The 15,739-nt window shown below is 43.5% G+C and carries 13 protein-coding genes; 6 read left to right on the top strand and 7 right to left on the bottom strand.

Annotation, left to right across the window (positions count from 1 at the left end; all coding sequences use genetic code 11):
• Nucleotides 1–2,115: an alpha-galactosidase gene (locus tag OAG1_RS07525; protein WP_338625370.1), complete on the top strand. Its 2,115-nt coding sequence runs from the start codon at nucleotides 1–3 to the stop codon at nucleotides 2,113–2,115.
• A gap of 6 nt (nucleotides 2,116–2,121) precedes the next feature.
• Here the strand turns inward: OAG1_RS07525 and OAG1_RS07530 are convergent, their stop codons facing one another.
• The 5 genes from OAG1_RS07530 to OAG1_RS07550 form a co-directional block, all read right to left on the bottom strand.
• Nucleotides 2,122–3,129, bottom strand: a complete 1,008-nt coding sequence (locus OAG1_RS07530; RefSeq protein ID WP_338625372.1) for a hypothetical protein — start codon at nucleotides 3,127–3,129, stop codon at nucleotides 2,122–2,124.
• Nucleotides 3,130–3,202: 73 nt separating this feature from the next.
• A complete protein-coding gene (locus tag OAG1_RS07535; RefSeq protein ID WP_338625374.1) occupies nucleotides 3,203–4,012 on the bottom strand; it encodes a glycoside hydrolase family 11 protein in 810 nt (269 codons plus the stop codon).
• A gap of 399 nt (nucleotides 4,013–4,411) precedes the next feature.
• Entirely contained in the window at nucleotides 4,412–4,912 is a 501-nt protein-coding gene (locus OAG1_RS07540) for a hypothetical protein (RefSeq protein ID WP_338625376.1), read from the bottom strand.
• A 49-nt stretch (nucleotides 4,913–4,961) separates the two neighbouring features.
• A complete protein-coding gene (locus OAG1_RS07545) occupies nucleotides 4,962–5,180 on the bottom strand; it encodes a helix-turn-helix transcriptional regulator (protein ID WP_016401747.1) in 219 nt (72 codons plus the stop codon).
• Nucleotides 5,181–5,192: 12 nt separating this feature from the next.
• A complete protein-coding gene (locus OAG1_RS07550; RefSeq protein WP_152781371.1) occupies nucleotides 5,193–5,906 on the bottom strand; it encodes a DUF2975 domain-containing protein in 714 nt (237 codons plus the stop codon).
• 244 nt (nucleotides 5,907–6,150) lie between these two features.
• Between OAG1_RS07550 and OAG1_RS07555 the strand changes: the two genes are divergently transcribed.
• The gene (locus OAG1_RS07555; RefSeq protein WP_338625382.1) at nucleotides 6,151–6,789 is read left to right on the top strand and encodes an HD domain-containing protein; all 639 of its coding nucleotides are present in this window, start codon (nucleotides 6,151–6,153) and stop codon (nucleotides 6,787–6,789) included.
• 63 nt (nucleotides 6,790–6,852) lie between these two features.
• On the opposite strand, the gene ppk1 is transcribed toward OAG1_RS07555, so the two are convergent.
• Both ppk1 and OAG1_RS07565 read right to left on the bottom strand, forming a co-directional pair.
• On the bottom strand, nucleotides 6,853–8,940 hold the full coding sequence (gene ppk1 / locus OAG1_RS07560) for a polyphosphate kinase 1 (RefSeq protein ID WP_338625384.1): 2,088 nt from the start codon (nucleotides 8,938–8,940) through the stop codon (nucleotides 6,853–6,855).
• Nucleotides 8,941–8,974: 34 nt separating this feature from the next.
• Nucleotides 8,975–9,478 (bottom strand): ACT domain-containing protein, encoded by a 504-nt coding sequence (locus OAG1_RS07565; protein WP_338625387.1) that lies wholly within the window; start codon nucleotides 9,476–9,478, stop codon nucleotides 8,975–8,977.
• Between the two features lie 323 nt (nucleotides 9,479–9,801).
• Here OAG1_RS07565 and OAG1_RS07570 point away from each other — a divergent pair, with 323 nt between their 5' ends.
• The 4 genes from OAG1_RS07570 to phoU are packed head-to-tail and all read left to right on the top strand — an operon-like array spanning nucleotide 9,802 to nucleotide 15,264.
• Nucleotides 9,802–12,012, top strand: coding sequence for an ABC transporter permease subunit (locus OAG1_RS07570; RefSeq protein WP_040307150.1), 2,211 nt, complete (start codon nucleotides 9,802–9,804; stop codon nucleotides 12,010–12,012).
• Between the two features lie 22 nt (nucleotides 12,013–12,034).
• Nucleotides 12,035–13,690: a phosphate ABC transporter permease PstA gene (gene pstA / locus OAG1_RS07575; RefSeq protein ID WP_338625389.1), complete on the top strand. Its 1,656-nt coding sequence runs from the start codon at nucleotides 12,035–12,037 to the stop codon at nucleotides 13,688–13,690.
• A 26-nt stretch (nucleotides 13,691–13,716) separates the two neighbouring features.
• On the top strand, nucleotides 13,717–14,535 hold the full coding sequence (pstB, locus tag OAG1_RS07580; protein ID WP_016401740.1) for a phosphate ABC transporter ATP-binding protein PstB: 819 nt from the start codon (nucleotides 13,717–13,719) through the stop codon (nucleotides 14,533–14,535).
• A 24-nt stretch (nucleotides 14,536–14,559) separates the two neighbouring features.
• The gene (phoU, locus tag OAG1_RS07585) at nucleotides 14,560–15,264 is read left to right on the top strand and encodes a phosphate signaling complex protein PhoU (protein WP_016401739.1); all 705 of its coding nucleotides are present in this window, start codon (nucleotides 14,560–14,562) and stop codon (nucleotides 15,262–15,264) included.
• Nucleotides 15,265–15,739 lie beyond the last annotated feature (475 nt).

Consider the following 15,739-nt stretch of genomic DNA (forward strand, 5'->3'; position numbering starts at 1 on the left):
ATGAGCTTGTTTCATTTATTCGGGCGAAGCAGTAGCTTGCTGTTAAAGCAAACCAACAGCCTACCAGAAATCATTTATTGGGGCGCAAAGCTTAATGGCCCAATCGATGAAGCCTTGCTGGATGCCATTAGCCGACCGGTGCCTGAAGCAAGCTTAGATGAAGACGTGCCGTTAACCCTTTGCCCAGAGGCCAGTGAAGGGTGGTTCTCTAGCCCTGGCCTTGAGGGAAACCGCGCCGGTAAAGATTGGTGCCCAAGCTTTACCACTAACGCCACCCTTGAAGGTCATAGCAAGTTAACTGTAGAAGCCGTTGATAGCCGTGCAGAATTAGCGCTTAGCTTGAGCGTAAGCATTGATGATGTGAGTGATGTGCTTACCTTGCAAAGTAAGGTAACTAACCTTGGCGAACAAGATTATAATTTGCAGCGCTTGGCGCTGACCCTGCCTTTGCCAGCCTATTGTGATGAACTGTTATCATTACATGGCCGCTGGACTAAAGAGTTTCAGCAACACCGTCAGCCCTTGGAGCGGGGAATAATTAGTCAAGAAAACCGTCGTGGGCGTACTTCACACCAGTATTTTCCGGGAGCGATTATCGGCAGCAAAGGTTTTTCTCACCAAGTGGGAGAAGTGTTTGGCTTTCATTTCGCTTGGAGTGGTAATCACCGTATTCAAAGCGGTGTAAAAACCGATGGGCGACGTTGGTTACAAGCCGAAGAGTTATTGCTTAGTGGTGAAGTTCGCTTGGCTAAAGGCGAAAGTTACCAAACTCCAGAGTTGATGGCGACTTATGCCAGCACTGGCTTAAACTCGATGAGCGCTAACTTTCACCATTATGTGCGTAGTCACATTCTTCGCTTTCCTGAAGCAGATAAAGCGAGACCGGTGCACCTTAACACCTGGGAAGGGATCTATTTTGACCACGATCCCGCTTACATTAAGCAAATGGCCAGCTTAGCGGCAGATATTGGTGTAGAGCGCTTTATTATTGATGATGGCTGGTTTATTGGTCGAGAGCACGATAAAGCAGGTTTGGGAGATTGGTTTTTAGATAACCAAAAGTATCCGCAAGGCTTAGAAGAAGTGATAAACCATTTGCATGCATTAGGCATGGAGTTTGGTTTATGGTTTGAACCAGAGATGGTTAACCCCGACTCAAATTTGTACCGTAAACACCCTGAATGGGTATTGGGGCAGGCCGGTTATCAACAAAAAACGGGTCGTTATCAATATGTACTCGATTTACAAAATCCCCAGGTGTTTGCCTATTTGCTTGAGCGCTTAGATAGCCTGTTAAGTGAGTATGCTATTGCCTATATTAAGTGGGACATGAACCGCGAGCTAGTTCAACCAAGCCACCTAGGTGAAGCGGCGGTGCATGGTCAAACTCAAGCCTTTTATGCTTTGGTGGACGAACTGGCTAAACGCCACCCCGAGCTGGAAATCGAAAGCTGCTCTTCGGGCGGCGGTCGCATTGACTATGAAGTACTAAAACGCAGTCATCGATTCTGGCTTTCGGATAGCAATGACGCGCTAGAGCGGCAAATTATGCAGCCAGCGATGTTGTACTTTTTCCCACCAGAAGTGATGGGCTCACACATTGGCCCTGCCCATAGCCACACCACCTATCGACAACATAGCATTGGCTTTAGGGGGTTAACCGCATTGGTTGGCCATATGGGCGTAGAGCTAGACCCAGTAGCAGTTGATGCCAAAGAGCGAGAGCAGTTTGCGCACTATATTGCCTTACATAAATCACTGAGGCCCTTACTGCATTCCGGCACTTTCCATCAGTTAAGTGCTAGTGATAATAGCTGGCAAGCTTATGGCGTGTTAGACCAAGATAAAGGCGAAGGCGTTTACTGGGCGGTGCAGTTGTCTATGCCAGCTTACACTTTGTCGGGCAGACTAAAGCTAATCAACTTACAGCCTCAAGCCCTTTATAAAGTTGAAGTATTGGATAAACCAGACTTTAAACACATTATGAAAAAGTTTCCTAACTGGCTTGAGAAAACATGTCTGCTTAGCGGTGAGAGTTTAATGAACTTAGGCTTACAATTACCCATTATGGATCCAGAAACCGCGATGTTGATTAAAGTAACGCGCCAAGCTTAAGCTAAGTTAGTTAGCGCTAAGACGTGCGTATTCTTGTTGGCTTAAATCAAAAGAGGTGAGTAGGGTTTGTTGTGCTTCAAACCACAAGGAATCTTGTTGATCGCTTGCCATATCTAATAGCTTGGTTTTCAAGTCATTCGCTGCAGGAATGCTGCCGCTATTAATGTTGTTTAGCACTGCAAGTTGGACTGGTTGTGAACTGTTATAAAGCATATCGCTAGCAATAACAGTGCGCTGTTGATTGCGGCTAAAGCGCATCAGCTGAGATAGCAACATTTCTGCTTCATCAGCATTGGATGTTAATACTTGCTGTTCCAATTCACTCTTAATTACTTGTCGTTCTGGATCTGAGATTTGATAAGGCTTTAACAAACTTAAGGCTTCTAAACGTGTATTGGTATCGGTTTGTTCTAGTGTTGCTAGGTCTACCAAGCCTTGTACCAGCAGCGGAGACTGAATGTCTGAAGCGCTGCTTAGCAGCGAAAGAAACTTCTGCTGAGACTGGGCATCACTTAGCAAGGCGTACTGCTCTGCTAAGCCCAACAAGGCTTGCTTACTGTCTGAGTTAGTGCTGCTTTGAATAGCTGAGAGTAGTAAATCAAAGTCAGGGTTGTCTACGTTAAGCGCTGCTAGTTGCTCAATTGAGTTCGCTAAGCTTGCAGGATTATTTTGTATAGCGTGCTTTAGTGCATCAAACTGCGCTGCTTTATTTGGTTTAGCTTCATTATGTTCTTTGTTGCTTAGCTCTATGTTATCTGGAGTGTGTTTAACGTGAACCTGCGCTGGTTTGCTAACAGGCTGATTGGCGAAATTATCTTCTAAGTTACTATTTCTAAATAATAAATCTGTATTTTTAGCACTGCTATTTACAGGGTTTTTCAGTGTTGCTAAATCTGTTTGTGAGTTTTCATGATAGAAAGCCCCAGTGCTAGGCTTTGGATGGTAGATAACAGCAACGAGGTAGCCCGCGATAAAGGTGCCAGCTAAAGAGAGTACCCATCCATAAGTCTTCATAATTGCTTCCTGCCATGTGTTTCGAAGCTAAGCGTTACACAACACTTAGCTTCGTATTAGGTTTAGTTAGGCACTATCGCAACCAAAGCGATAGGTCTACAGCTCCTTTGTGATTGATGTTTGCATCGCCAAACACTTCAATGGCTAAGATTTGGTAACCATTGGCTAATCCATCTGTTTTAAAGCCTAGATCGGAATTATCCCAGCGGTTGGCATGTGGGCCAAAATTTAGCTCTTGGTTGTTTCCGTGGGCAGTGGGTGAACGGCGTACGCTCCAAAACTGTTTGAAGCTTCGGTTTTCTCCACTGCCACAATATTGTGCGCCGTTTCGGTCTACAAGGTATACATCGTAAGTGGCGTTATTGGCGTAAACGGTGCCTTTACTTTTTGCCGGCGCGCCAGCGTTCTCATCCCAAGGTACAAATTGCCCAGGCCCCTTCCAAGTATCTACAACATAGTATTCTTGCGAGGTACTGCCACTACATGACCAACCATATAGGGCTACTAAGGCTTTTTGAATATTGGAGTTACTGGTTAGCTCGCCAACGTTGTAACCAATCTTGCGATATCTCGCCCCTTTATCCCAGCCAAGTCCGCCAATGGCATCTTCACCCCAAGATTTTGCCATATTCCATTCAGCGCGATAGTGGCGGCCGGCATCGTTATAAAAACCAATTTTTACATCACAGGTTTTAATGTTGTTTTGGCTTAATTCAAACCATGAATAAAAGTGGCCGCCGTAGTAACCAGAGCCATACCCGTTGCCGGAATCTGCTGCTGGATCGCAGATGGTTTTGCCTATGCTTGCCGCACTTACCGTGCTTGGAGCGGCTAAGAGTAAAGAGCTAAGGGTTAATGTTAGCGCTAACATTGGAGTTTTCATTTAGGTGTCCCTATTCCGTTAAAGTTACCAACGAACTAGTCACACATGGTTTCCTGTAGCGTGACCATACCACTCGTTAAAGAGCACGTTTATCAACGTGATTCTAATGTGTATTTTTTGTTACGCCTTAGTATTGGGTTGATATGATTTTTAGGTCAAATCGAATAGTAAAAACTCAAGAATTGGTCAAACTAAGCGAAGAAATTCAATGCCTTGTGAGATAACGAAATTGACATGTGAGAAAGTGTAAAAACTTTGTGAAAAGAGGGCTTGGACAATGACATGCAGCTTTATAAGCGATTGCTTGGGTATCTTAGCAATCGCTATATTTCACGCTGGCTAGAGGCTAATAGAAGATGTTTAATCGAACATTCCTTCAATTGCAATATAATAGTTTAACTAATCAATAGAAGCCAAAATTGCGTCTAGCTTCGCGTATTTTTTGTACAATTCTTGTTCTTCGGTTTCACTATAATTGTGACTTAGCAGATCTATCTCTTTAAGTTGGATATCTCGCCATAGCTCCAAAGCTTGTAATTGTTCTTCGTTACTTAAGTTTGCTAGGACATTTACCTTTATCAAATCAGTTTGGTTGTCAGCGAATAGCTGATCTAACTGCTGATAAAGTGTATTGAAGGTGACGTTTACTTTGAGTTTATCGCTGTTTTCAGCGTTTTCTAATTGCTGTTCTAACGCGAGCATTTGCTTTCGCCAGTCTCTTGCAAGAGCTTGTTTATCGCTCGGTAAGTTAGCGATCGAAGCATCATAATCTACTACTACAAACGGGTCGCTTAAGTTTTCTAGATTGCGAACTTCTTCTGCGTGCAAACCCGAAAAATAGAATGCAAAAGCAAGAACAGGTGCGAACAGTCTTAGGTTTTGTTTAAGTCGGTAGTTCATGTTTAGTTCCTTGTGACATTATTGAATTCTGCTGTTTGGTCTTATCGAATTAGCGAGCATCTTGCTCCGGCTGATACTCGAGTAAATCGCCAGGTTGGCATTCTAAAACCTGACAAATTGCGCTTAGTGTTGAAAACCTAATGGCTTTGGCGCGGCCTGTTTTCAAAATCGATAAGTTTTGAACGGATATGCCCACAGCGTCTGACAGATCGTTCAAACGCATTTTTCTTTTGGCTAGCATTACGTCTAGATTAATCACTATCGTCATTGCTCGCTCCTGCTAAATGGTTGCGTCAACATCGGCTTGAATTTGCATGCCCAACTTCATCACGTGGGCGACCATAATCATAAACAAGCCTGCTAGAAGTAATGGGAAGTCTAACTGTATATACTCCAAGCTTACCCATTCATGAGGCGGTGGAATAAGGCCAAATAGGTGTTCTGGAGGCGGCGGTGGCATAAAGCCAAATAAATCTTCTGGAGGTGGTGGGAAAGGCAAGCCAATCGGCATTTCCATAGGAAATACTAATTGCTCGATGAGATAGCTCGCAATACTGTTTACTGTAAACAGCGCAACTAATGCCCAGCCAATATATTGAAAACTGCGAGTGGTTTCTTGAGTGAAAACCTTGCCTTTGCTGTAGGCTAAGAACAAACGGTCAATTTGCCAAATCAAACAAGCCATAATGAGGCTAGTGGTGAAAAATATAGCCACTGCAACAAGGCGCATAGTGAGTGACAGTGGTTCAGGGGGAGCAAAATGCAGGTCATTGTCGATGATTTGACCGTTCTCAAAGATAAGTTCGGGATAACCAAACAGCATTTCCATAACCGTGTGAAAACTAAATACCCAAGGGCTGTGTTTCATTGGTTCAATATCTAAGCCCAGTTCACTAGGGAAGCCCACCAAACAAATTAAAATTAAGGCAACTAAGCCCCATAGCATTAGTCGCATCCGTTTACCAACGATACTAATTGCTTCAAGTGATTGCATACCCTTGCTTCTCCATATAGGCAGTTTTCCTGATAAAAGATATTTATTTATCGATTATCATTAAATAATGAATGATATAATTATTTGTGTAAACACTTTTTCTTGCTTTAATCACGTAAAGTTGAGCGGACTTTTACTTGCTTTAGTTATGATGGAACCGAGATGAATTGATCTAGTAGCTTTTGACTCGAAATGGGCTTTTGGGTAGTTTACGCTCATTAACTAACCTCTTATTTTGAGCTTTATGATTAAGCAATTAGAGACTCATTGCAGACAGTTTTTAAAGGGGCTGCAGACCAGTGATACTGCCCACGATATCGACCATATTGAGCGAGTCGTTAAATTGGCTACCTACTTGTGTAAACAAGAGGAGGGCAAGCTTGAAGTAGTGGTTCCTGCCGCTTGGTTACACGATTGTGTATCACTGCCTAAAAATCACCCTCGGCGCAGGCAGGCTTCTAGTTTAGCGGCAAATAAGGCAATTGGTTTTCTTAAGTCAATTGCTTACCCAACTCATTACTTAAGTGAAATCCATCATGCAATAGAAGCCCATAGTTACAGCGCAGGTATTAAGCCGACGAGCCTTGAAGCAAAGATTGTCCAAGATGCAGATCGTATAGACGCGCTAGGCGCCATAGGTATTAGTCGCTGTATTCAAGTAGGTGCTAGCCTGCAACGTACACTTTATTGTGATGTAGACCCAATGTGTGAGGCACGGCCGCCAGATGACAGCCAATATACCATTGACCATTTTTTTACAAAGTTGCTAAACATTGCGGATACAGTGCATACCGGCGCGGCTAAACGTGAAGCGGAGCAACGCAGCCAGTTTATGAAGGCGTATTTAGCCCAATTGAGCCACGAATTAGAACCAACTCGCTAAGCTTGCATGATCCTCCTAAATAAAAAAGGCCGCTAATTAGCGGCCTTTTGTTTAGTGAGAAGCTTATGTATTGTCTTCTTCAACAACTTTACGGCGAGGTTTAGATTCAATCGCCTTTAAGTAATCGTGAGTCCAAACTTGGGAGCGGATCTTACGGCGGTTACCACGTTGCACATATTGGTTTTGCTGCTTGGCATCGATAATGCGCGCTTTGGTGGTGTCAGCAAACTGTAGGTCTAACAGGTCAATCACCCGCTGTTTTAGCTCATCGTTGTAGATTGGCACGCCAACTTCAACACGCTCTTCAATGTTACGGGTCATCCAGTCAAAAGAGGCAATATAAACCTGATCTTCACCGCTATGATGGAAGTGGAATACTCGCGGATGTTCAAGGAAGCGGTCAACAATACTGATGATTTTTATGTTGTCATTGTTGCCTTCAAGCCCAGGTACTAATGAACACATACCCCGAATAATCATGCGGATTTTAACCCCAGCTTTACTGGCCGCATACAAGCGAGTGACCACGCCTTTGTCGACTAAGTTGTTCACTTTAATCGTGATTGCCGCAGGGTTGCCGGCGTTAGCTTGATTGATTTCGTAATCTATTAAGCTAAACAAGCGTCGGCGTGTATCGTTGGGCGATACAATAAGGTGCTGGAACTTAAAACGACGATAGGGCTGTTGGATAAAGCGAAATACGTTTTCCACCTCTTGGCCAATTTCTTGGTTTTTGGTGAACAGTGCAAAGTCGGTGTAAATTTTGGCCGTTTTTTCGTGAAAGTTTCCGGTACCAATATGGCTGTAATACACCCGTTGGTCGTCTTCTTTGCGGGTTACCAGTAATAACTTTGAATGTACTTTTAGCGAAGGAACACCAAAGACAACTTTTACACCAGCATCGGTGAGCATTTGTGCCCAGCCAATATTAGCCCCCTCGTCAAAGCGAGCGCGTAGTTCAATAACCACGGTAACTCGCTTGCCGTTGTTAGCGGCATCAATTAGTGAGTTCATTAAGTGAGACTTTTTCGCCACGCGGTAGATATTGATTTTGATGCTGGTGACTTTGGGATCAAAAGACGCTTGGCGTACAAACTCAGAAATATAACGGAATTTATGATACGGGTAGTAGAGTAGAATATCTCGCGCGCTAATGGCATTAAATACCGTATCAAAGCTGTCGAAGTCACGGCAGTTCAGAGCAGGCAGCTTAGGGTTTTCTAAGTACTTTCTGCCCACATTGGGGAAACCAATGAAGTCTTTAAAGTTATGGTAGCGGCTACCACTTACGCTGTGGTCAAGTTTAGAAATGTGCAGCATTTTACTTAAACGCTTCACCATGCTGTTGGGCATTTCTCTATCGTAAACAAAGCGCACTGGTTCGGCGGTTAAACGCTGCTTAATACCCTCAGACATTTTTTCTAGCAGGCCTTGGTCTACTTCGTCTGTAAGATCGTACTCGGCATCTCGAGTCATTTTGATTGAGTAAGCCGCAACAGAATCGTATTCGTAAAACCCTCGTAACAAATCATCTAAACAGAAGCGGATGATGTTATCCAAAATGATTAAGGTTTTACGGGTTTTTGAGCCATCGGGCGGCAGTACCACAAAACGCGGTAGGCTGTCGGTTGGGATCTCAATCAATAGGTGGCTTTCTTTATCTGCCTTTTTCACTTCAACCGCGAGGTAGGTATATTCGTCTTTTAAAAAGCGAACCAAGTCGGTACGTTTGGTCAATACGATCGGTGTAATATGACGCAGTACCTTGTCTTTAAAGTATTTTCTTACCCAGTTTTGGTGGTTGTCGCTAAGCTGGTCTTCATTAATTAAGAAGATGTTTCGACGAGCAAGAGTGAGAATGATTTCGCGATAGGTATCGTCAAAATCTTGCTGTAATTCTGCCAGCTTGGCCTGCACGTCATTGAGTAGCTGGATTGAACCATCATCTTTAGATTTAAGTTCGTTAAGGATGATACGGCGCTTTAAGGCGGCAACCCTTACTTTATAAAACTCATCTTGGTTGTTGGAAAAAATACCTAGAAATCGAACACGTTCGATAATTGGTACTGAATGGTCTTGGGCTTCTTGCAAGACCCGTTGGTTAAACGAAAGCCAACTTAACTCTTTTTCTATATATAGACTGTCGCTCATTGTTCACCTTTAGTTCTTACTTCTTAAAAAGGGATTAGTCTTGTTCAATATCTACCATCAGGTCATCGGCTAGTGACTCTAAAGACTCTTGAATTGCTCCCAGTTGTTCATCGTCGGCGCATGGCACTGTGAGATTAGCGGTAAATATTAGGCCTCCCCAGTTGGGAGCACTGGCAACGTGAGTATTAATCTCGCTTAAGCTTACGCCCAGTGTATTTAGCGCTTGAGTCACCTCTTGCACAATGCCCACACGGTCATTCGCGGTAACGGTTATTGCTACTTGCTGTTGTTCTTCACTATTACTGCTATCGCCCTCTGCAATATTCACCAAAAGGTTTTCTTGGTTAAGTAGATCATGACTAAGTGCGTCGAGGTGCTGTTCATCAACTTCTAAGTGCAATATTCCGGCAAATTGACCAGCAAGTTCGGTTAGGCTGCTGGCTAGCCAGTTACCTTGGTGTTCAACGACTAATGAGGATAATTGATCAACGATACCAGGTCGGTCTTTGCCAATTACACTTACCACGAGTTGTTTCATCTTGTTGCTCCATAGCCTAGCGCACAATAGTTTTATGACAGCAAACTATTAGCGATGTTTCCGAGGGTTTAAAGTATGCATAGCTTTTAAGTAATTAGGAAGCTACTAAAAGCTGCGCTTGGGTAAAAAGCCAGCCAAGCATGCAATATAATTTCTTTGTAATATTAGGTACATACAAATGTAACATACACTTGTTAATCATAGTTGGTGAACGTTTTTTATCCCACTCAATTGTGACTTTTTTTTTAGTATTTCACCCTGTAACAATACTGTCATAAAACTGCCATATACTTTCGCCAGACCTATTAAATTGTGAGGGATATATGACGCAGTCAGTGTCATTTAATAGTAGTGCTCAGCGGCTAATTAAGGACCGACTAACCCGCTACAGCGTAAGTGCTGGCGGGATTGTTGTTCTATTAGCACTGATCTTAATTTTCTTCTATTTATTATATGTAGTTGCACCTATCTTCTACGGCGCGAGTTTAGAAAAATCTAAAACGATTCCGTTACAAGATAGCAGTGCCACAGTGGCTATTGGTGTTGAAGAGCAAAACGAAATTGCCTACCGCTTTAATGAAGACGGGCAGTTAAGCTTTTTTAACCTAATCGATAGCCAGCGCGAGTTTCAAGACTATCAAGTTGAAGCAGACATTACTGCGTCAGACCGCACAGTGCCAAACCAAGGTTTGGTGGCTTACGGTACCAGTGATGGCTTGGCTTACATAGTTTCACCTAAATTTGGTATTAGTTACCCTAACGACAAGCGTTTAATTACGCCAAGCATTGCTTACCCGATGGGTGAGCAAGCGCTAGTTATTGACCCACAAGGCCAAGCCATTGAGCAGTTGGCTTTTGAGCGTCAAGAAGAGTCGGCAGTGGTGGCAGCAGTTACCGCCGATGGCCGAGGCTTGTTGGTTCGTTACGAAGCCGAAGAAGACATGTTTAGTGAGTCTTTGGAATGGCTGCCCGAAACGGCCGACATCCCTAGCTTGCCAAGCAACATCGATCAAATTTTGGTAACGCCAGACTTACGCCGTTTATACATTCGTAACGGCAATCAGCTGGCTAACTACAATATCTCCGATATTGATAATGTGCGCTTAAATTCAGTGGACTTTATTAATAGCACCGACAGCAATGTCACTGATATTGCCTTACTAACCGGTGCTAGTTCATTAATTGTTGCAAACGACAATGGCAAAGTAAGCCAGTGGTTTGATGTTGCAAAAGATGGGGTACGTAAGCTTACGCAAATTCGTGAATTTGATGCAGGCGCTAAAGTAAACGAAATTGGCGTTGAGTACTTCCGTAAGGGCTTTGCTGTAAGTGGGGAAGATGGTTCTATTACCTTATTCCACACAACCGGCGGTGGCCGTTTAGTTCGCGAAATGACCGATGCTAAAGCCTTTAGCTTAGCCTTCTCTCCGCGAGCCAGTGGTCTACTTACTGAGACTGAAAACGGTCTTGAGTTTTATCACGTAGACAACGAGCACCCAGAAGTAACGTGGCGTGCCTTGTGGAGCAAAATTTGGTACGAAGGTTACCCTGAGCCGCAATATGTCTGGCAATCAACTTCAGCCAGTGATGACTTTGAGCCTAAGCTCAGCTTAGTGCCAATTTCTTTTGGTACCATTAAAGCCGCTTTTTACGCGATGTTGTTTGCAGCGCCTATTGCTTTAGCTGGGGCTATCTACACTGCTTACTTTATGTCAGCGCCACTGCGCAAAGTGGTTAAGCCTACCGTAGAAATTATGGAAGCTTTACCCACGGTAATTTTGGGCTTTTTGGCGGGTTTATGGTTAGCGCCATTAATTGAAGACAACTTACCTGGCGTAATTGCCATTATGTTGTTGCTACCGGTAGGCTTTTTGCTCACTGCTTTTGCTTGGTCAAAAATGCCGAAGAAAGTACGCCAATTGCTGCCTGAAGGTTGGGATGCAATCGTACTTATTCCAGTTGTTTTGTTTATTGGCTGGGGCTGTATCCAAATTAGTCCAGCGCTTGAGCAATGGATGTTCGACGGCGATGCACGTTTATACCTAACCAACGAGCTAGGCATTAACTTCGACCAACGTAACTCTATGGTGGTGGGTTTAGCCATGGGCTTTGCGGTTATTCCTACGATTTTCTCTATTGCAGAAGATGCGATTTTCTCGGTGCCAAAGCATTTGAGTAATGGCTCTTTAGCATTGGGTGCCACGCCTTGGCAAACCCTTACTAAAGTGGTGATTTTAACTGCTAGCCCGGGTATTTTCTCGGCAGTAATGATGGGCCTTGGTCGCGCAGTAGGTGAAACCATGATTGTACTTATGGCTACCGGTAATACGCCAGTAATGGATTGGAGTATCTTCCAAGGCATGCGTACTTTGTCGGCAAACATTGCGGTAGAGATGCCAGAGTCTGAAGTGGGAAGCTCTCACTACCGAGTGCTGTTCTTAGCAGCCTTTGTATTGTTTGTATTTACCTTTGCATTTAACACCATTGCTGAATTTGTGCGCCAACGTCTGCGCGACAAATACAGCTCGCTGTAAATAGGGATATGGGAACTAACCGATGAATAAGTGGTTTAAATCAGGTAACCCGTGGATTTGGATGACAGCGGGTGCGGTAAGCATAAGCTTAGTAGCAGTGATTGGATTGCTGCTGTTAATTGCCGCACGCGGTCTGGTCTATTTCTGGCCAAGTCCTGTACTTGAAATGGAAGTTAAACAGTTTGGTGAAACTCAAACTGTGATTGGCGAGTTGTATGACACCGAGCTTGTGCCTATTGAGCGCTTAAAAGCCTCTGGTGCAAATTTAGAAGGCTTAGATGGCGACTTTGTAGAGCGCTTTTTGATTAAGACCGGTAACCGTGAATACGTAAACTTAGATTTTCGTTGGTTAACCGAGAATGAAATCTTATCGAAAAAGCAGCCTGAAGGCATTGCGGTAGTTGAGCGTCGCACCAATGGTAACTTTTACGGTTACGTTGAAGGTATTGTTAAAGGTGACACCACCATTAATGCTGCTGATGATGCTGATCACGAAAAGCTGTTTGAGTTGTTAGAACGCTCTAATGGCATTATTGATCAAGCCGACTCGCTGCAGCGTCATGATATTGGTGGCATTAACTACAGCCTAGAGCGTTTACGTTTAAAGCAGCGTAAGTATGAGCTGGCAGATGAGCTAACGCCTGAACGCTTAGCTGGTATTGAAGCCGACGCCGAGCAATTGCACCAAGACTACTTGGTACTTGAGAAGCAACTATTTGCTTACCGTGATGATGCACGCCGTGACCAACTGATTATCCGTGATATGCGCGGTGAGTTGGTGACAATTCCAATGGATAATGTATTGGATGTGTTCTTCCCAAATGAGATGAACTGGTTCCAAAAACTAGCACATTGGGGGCATCAAGCGGTTAAATTTATTGTGTCTGAGCCACGTGAAGCTAATACCGAAGGCGGGGTATTCCCAGCTATCTTTGGTACGGTATTCATGGTGATGTTGATGGCCGTTATTGTTACGCCTCTAGGGGTTGTAGCTGCGATTTACTTGCACGAGTATGCCGGCAATAACAGTTTTACTCGCTTAATACGAATCGCGGTAATTAACTTAGCTGGTGTACCTTCTATTGTTTACGGTGTATTTGGCTTAGGTTTCTTTGTATACATGCTAGGTGGCAGTATTGACTCCTTGTTCTATCAAGAGTCACTACCTACGCCAACTTTTGGCTCACCTGGTGTAATTTGGGCAGCCCTAACCTTGGCTATTCTTACCTTACCAGTGGTGATTGTATCTACCGAAGAAGGTTTGTCGCGTATTCCTAGTGCGGTGCGTCAAGGCTCACTAGCTTTAGGTGCTACTAAAGCAGAAACGCTGTGGCGTATTGTTATTCCTATGGCGAGCCCGGCGATTATGACTGGCCTTATTTTGGCGGTAGCCCGTGCAGCCGGTGAAGTTGCACCATTGATGCTAGTTGGTGTAGTGAAACTAGCACCAACATTACCGCTTGATGGCAACTTCCCGTTCATTCACCTAGAGCGCAAGTTCATGCACTTAGGCTTCCACATTTATGATGTGGGTTTCCAAAGCCCGAACGTAGAAGCAGCTCGACCTTTGGTGTACGCCACGGCATTTTTATTGGTAACGGTTATTATTGGCTTAAACTTAGCAGCCATCCAAATCCGTAACCGTTTACGCGAAAAGTTTAAAACGTTAGACCAATAAGCTAACGGCAATTTGTAGGAAAAAAAATGATTTCTTTGAATACAGAAAATAGTCGAGATACTAAATTAGATTTGGCTAACTTAACTGCAGAGCAAACTGCATTGGAAGTAAAGAACCTGGATCTTTACTACGGCAACAAACAAGCTTTGTTCGATGTGTCGATGAAGATCCCTAAAGGGCAAGTTACCGCCTTTATTGGCCCATCGGGCTGCGGTAAATCAACCTTATTGCGCTGTATTAACCGTATGAATGACTTGGTTGATATTTGTAAAATTAGCGGAGAGATCTTGCTACACGGGCAGAACATTTACGATAAAAGCGTAGACGTAGCCGCGCTACGTCGTAACGTTGGTATGGTGTTTCAGCGTCCAAACCCATTCCCAAAGTCTATTTACGAAAATGTAGTATATGGTTTACGCCTGCAAGGTATTAAAGATCGTCGCGTATTAGATGAAGCAGTAGAACGCTCACTACGTGGTGCAGCCTTGTGGGAAGAGGTAAAAGACCGCTTACACGAGAATGCTTTTGGTTTATCTGGTGGTCAGCAACAGCGTTTGGTAATTGCCCGCGCCATTGCGATTGAGCCTGAAGTGCTATTATTGGATGAACCTACATCAGCACTTGACCCAATTTCTACATTGACGATTGAAGAGTTGATTAACGACCTTAAGAGTCGTTACACCGTGGTGATTGTAACTCACAACATGCAACAAGCTGCGCGAGTATCAGACCAAACAGCCTTTATGTATATGGGCGACATGGTGGAATATGCTGATACCAATACCTTGTTTACAACACCAGCGAAGAAGCAAACCGAAGATTACATTACAGGCCGTTACGGTTAACCAAACCGTCGCTGAGGAAAAGATATGGATAAGTTAAACATGAACAAACACATATCTGGTCAGTTTAATGCTGAACTGGATCATGTGCGCAATCAAATTATGGCAATGGGTGGCTTAGTTGAACAGCAACTGATTGACGCCCTTAGCCTGTTAAGCCGACCTGACGCAGAGTTAGTGAGCAAGGTAATTAGCACCGACAGCAAAGTAAACTCTTTTGAAGTTGCTATTGATGAAGAGTGCACTCGCATTATTGCTAAGCGCCAACCTGCAGCTAGTGACTTACGTATTGTAATGGCGATTATTAAAACCATTGCTGATTTAGAGCGTATTGGTGATGCAGCAGAAAGCATTGCCCGTATGGTTGAGCGAAACATGGATAAACCGCTTAAGGCGTCTCTAAGTAGCTTAGAGCACTTGGGCCAGCACACCGCCAAAATGCTGCATGACGTGTTAGATGGCTTCGCACGTATGGATGTAGAAATGGCGTGGAGTGTTCACCAAGAAGACAAAAAGGTGGATAAAGAATACGAGCGCCTTATTCGTGAGTTGATGACTTATATGATGGAAGACCCTCGTTCTATTCCTCAAGTGCTAGATGCCTTAAACGCTGCACGTGCTATTGAGCGAGTAGGTGACCGTTGTCAAAACATTGCTGAGTACATTATCTACTTCGTAAGAGGTAAAGATATTCGCCATTTAGCCGGAGATGAAGTGGAAAAGCTGCTTTAAGGCTAAGGTTTAAGTGATAAAAAAGCTGGCGATTGGCCAGCTTTTTTAGTTTTTAGAGAAAAATATTTAAATTTTTTTCATTTCTCTGGTCTGATCTCTTCAAAAATCCATTTCTGTTTAATAACAACTTTTCCCGCTTATGTATCTTTAGTTGCTTAGTTGGCGAAATCAACACCGTTAATACGATTTTAAACTGTTGTTTAAAACAGCCTGTAAGTGCTTATTAAATATAATGTAACTTTCGTCTAATTGTCCTTCTATGAGACCCAGTCAACTAATTTACCTTTACGTAAGCGTCAATTAAGTCGGGGTTTTGGGTTACTTGTTCGTCAACTTGTTATTATGTTACGTAATTAAATTTCTTTTTTCGACAAAGGTAGTAAACGGAAGGTTGACTATTTGTTAATGAAATAGAGTTAATACTTTAAATAAAGCTTTGCTTTTGTTTTTCTGGGTGTTATAAAAAACAGGGTCT

The organism is Agarivorans sp. OAG1 (assembly GCF_037076485.1).
GTDB classification, from domain to species: domain Bacteria; phylum Pseudomonadota; class Gammaproteobacteria; order Enterobacterales; family Celerinatantimonadaceae; genus Agarivorans; species Agarivorans albus.

Coding starts and splice junctions, on each gene's coding strand:
- OAG1_RS07525 (WP_338625370.1), top strand. CDS start 1: ATGAGCTTGTTTCATTTATTCGGGCGAAGCAGTAGCTTGCTGTTAAAG.
- OAG1_RS07530 (WP_338625372.1), bottom strand. CDS start 3,129: ATGAAGACTTATGGATGGGTACTCTCTTTAGCTGGCACCTTTATCGCG.
- OAG1_RS07535 (WP_338625374.1), bottom strand. CDS start 4,012: ATGAAAACTCCAATGTTAGCGCTAACATTAACCCTTAGCTCTTTACTC.
- OAG1_RS07540 (WP_338625376.1), bottom strand. CDS start 4,912: ATGAACTACCGACTTAAACAAAACCTAAGACTGTTCGCACCTGTTCTT.
- OAG1_RS07545 (WP_016401747.1), bottom strand. CDS start 5,180: ATGACGATAGTGATTAATCTAGACGTAATGCTAGCCAAAAGAAAAATG.
- OAG1_RS07550 (WP_152781371.1), bottom strand. CDS start 5,906: ATGCAATCACTTGAAGCAATTAGTATCGTTGGTAAACGGATGCGACTA.
- OAG1_RS07555 (WP_338625382.1), top strand. CDS start 6,151: ATGATTAAGCAATTAGAGACTCATTGCAGACAGTTTTTAAAGGGGCTG.
- ppk1 (WP_338625384.1), bottom strand. CDS start 8,940: ATGAGCGACAGTCTATATATAGAAAAAGAGTTAAGTTGGCTTTCGTTT.
- OAG1_RS07565 (WP_338625387.1), bottom strand. CDS start 9,478: ATGAAACAACTCGTGGTAAGTGTAATTGGCAAAGACCGACCTGGTATC.
- OAG1_RS07570 (WP_040307150.1), top strand. CDS start 9,802: ATGACGCAGTCAGTGTCATTTAATAGTAGTGCTCAGCGGCTAATTAAG.
- pstA (WP_338625389.1), top strand. CDS start 12,035: ATGAATAAGTGGTTTAAATCAGGTAACCCGTGGATTTGGATGACAGCG.
- pstB (WP_016401740.1), top strand. CDS start 13,717: ATGATTTCTTTGAATACAGAAAATAGTCGAGATACTAAATTAGATTTG.
- phoU (WP_016401739.1), top strand. CDS start 14,560: ATGGATAAGTTAAACATGAACAAACACATATCTGGTCAGTTTAATGCT.